General features: G+C 46.6%; 2 protein-coding genes. Both read left to right on the forward strand.

The features are described from left to right. Window positions 1-63: 63 nt before the first annotated feature. On the forward strand, window positions 64-498 hold the full coding sequence (locus QUA33_RS27890; RefSeq protein WP_333152985.1) for a DUF928 domain-containing protein: 435 nt from the start codon (window positions 64-66) through the stop codon (window positions 496-498). Between the two features lie 111 nt (window positions 499-609). Continuing rightward, window positions 610-2532 (forward strand): tetratricopeptide repeat protein, encoded by a 1923-nt coding sequence (locus QUA33_RS27895; protein WP_333152987.1) that lies wholly within the window; start codon window positions 610-612, stop codon window positions 2530-2532. Window positions 2533-2574: the final 42 nt, after the last annotated feature.

The following is a 2574-nucleotide window of genomic DNA, read 5'->3' on the forward strand; positions in this document are numbered from 1 at the left end:
TTACTCAGAATGGCTGCAATTGGTCACAACAGCCTTATTTAAGTATTTGTACTTATTGCAAAAGTGACACGCTCCCGTTTTTCCTTGCCGCCAAATTCACCTCCTCTGGAAACTGGCAAAAAGTATCGCTGGGACTTTTTTTGCGGAAATATCTCACGTTACGGGTGGGTTGAGCGGGTGGCAATGAAACCAGAAATTTTGGCTCAGCTAGAAACAGCATCTCTAAGGGAGCGCGTTTTGCTGTTGGCTAAACACGGTTTGTGGTACGAAACTCTCACAGAATTAGTTGCACTGCGCGGCAAACTGTTGGCCCAATTACAGGCAGCTACTTTAGAGGAGAGGCTGCTAATTTATGCTGAAAATGATTTGCGGTATGAAGCGCTAGCAGAGCTATCTGGATTTGAGAAAATATCTTCTCTGGCGACTTTGGATGCTGACTGGGAGGCTTTATTGCAGCATCCGTTTGTGCGCTTGCACGGGATAGTTTCACCACCGTAACACGCAAGAGGCCTGTTCCACAAAGAGTAAGTTTTTTTGTGGTCTTTTTCTTAGCCCGCCCATCAGGAACAGGCAAGATGCCTGTTCCACAAAAATGAAGTCAACTAACCCATGAAATACCCGATATTAAGCGTCTACAATACTTTCAATACAGAGCCGATCGCCCGTTGGTCATTTGATGAAGCAGGCAACTTGGCGAGCGATCGCCCCGAACTCCCTCCGGCACGCCTAATTGACAGCGTTTACCGTATCGACAAAGAGTTCCTAATACATTATACCGATGGAACTATCACAAACGGGCCGCAGGAAAGTTTGCTGCTGAGTGGAGGTTGCGTTACTTTCCCAGTCACTCCTTTACTGGAGATAGGCAAAGAAGACTTTTCTATTTGTGCGTGGATTCGCACGGAAGATTTCGATACTATTAATCGGCGGATTAAAAACTACGACCCTTGCGGTATTGTCCAGATTATCGATCAGCGGATTAAAAACTCCGGCCCTTTGCGGGGCTGGTCTTTCTTTATTGATAGAGGCAGAATTAACCTTCAAATAGCAGATGGGAGGATTTCGGTAAACTATTATGACGACGACCAAGAAAAAGATCTTCCGTCTTTGCCAGTTGTCAACGATAGCGAATGGCATCACGTTGCGGTTGTTGTCGATCGCGATCGAGCGGATGGAGGGCGCTGGTATGTCGATGGGAAGGAAGTAGGTTTCCGGTTCAACCCAACATATCAACAGGGTTCTATCAGCAATAGTAGTATCATCCCCTTAACTATTGGTGGCCAATCAGACGATTTTGGGAACACTTTTCAGGGCAATATAGGAGATATTCGGCTCTACAAACAGGCGCTATCGGCAGCAGAGGTGCTGTTGATTTACCGTTCTATTCAGTTTCCTATTAGTAAGAAAATTAGGGAAACTTCATCTAGTCGAAGTCCAGTTAGGGTCATAGCACCAAAACTCAAGTACGCACCTTATAAAATTAGGATAATTACAGAAAGGCGGTTCAAGCCCTGCTACGCACCTTCCTTCTTAGATAGTGCTAAAAGTTGCCTGGACACATACTCGCAGACGCTCGCATATTATCAGCAGTCGCTAAATATTCATAGAGACACCGGCAACCGCTACGGAGAAGCGAACTCTCTGAACAATCTAGGCAATTTTTACCGTTTGCGGGGGGAATACTCGCAAGCAATTGACTATCACCAGCAGTCGCTAAATATTCAGCGAGATATTGGCAACCCCAGTGGGGAAGCTGATTCTTTAAACGCTTTAGGCAATATTTATGATGCTTTGGGGGAATATTTGCAAGCAATTGACTGCTACCAGCAATGCCTAAATATTCAGGGAGAAATCGGCAATCCTCACGGAGAAGCTAGTTCCTGGCGCGATTTGGGGAGTGCATATTATTCCCTGGGCGAATACCAGCGGGCGATCGAGTGCCAGCAGCAGTCCCTAGATATGGCGCGAAAAATCAACTCTCAGCATAGAGAAGCGAACTCCTTGAGCGCTTTGGGCCTTACATACATTTCCCTAGGGCAGTCTCAACGGGCGATCGAATACTCTCAAGAGTCTTTGAATCTTGCCCAGAAAATCGACAACCGCTATGGAGAAGCGAATTCTTTAATGGCTCTGGGCAATGCTTGCAGTGATTTGGGGAATTACTTGCGGGCGATCGAATTCTACAAACAGTCCTTAGATATTCAGCAGGAAATGGGCGATCTCTCTGGGCAAGCGACTTCCTGGCGCAATCTGGGCAATGCTTACCGCTGTTTGGGGCAGTGCCAGCGGGCGATCGAATACAGCCAGAAGAGTTTAGAAATCGCGCGCGAGATCGGCGAAATGGCGTCTCAAGGGGCAACTCTCAACAATTTAGGACTGGCTTTATTTGACTCTGGACGGTTTGCTGAAGCTGAAACATTCCTCCGCGATGCGATTCAAATTTGGGAATCGCTTCGAGGAAGATTGGGCAAAAACGATAACTTTAAAGTATCTATTTTTGCTGGGGGGGTGACAAAAAGGTCTACGAGATAGACTGTATAAGGGTTGCGGCCCGCATACCTTGTTGATAAAAGC

The organism is Microcoleus sp. Pol14D4, assembly GCF_036701245.1.
GTDB lineage: Bacteria > Cyanobacteriota > Cyanobacteriia > Cyanobacteriales > Microcoleaceae > Microcoleus.

Excerpts from the sequence above, each read along its gene's own strand:
- QUA33_RS27895 (WP_333152987.1), top strand. The coding sequence starts at position 610 with ATGAAATACCCGATATTAAGCGTCTACAATACTTTCAATACAGAGCCG.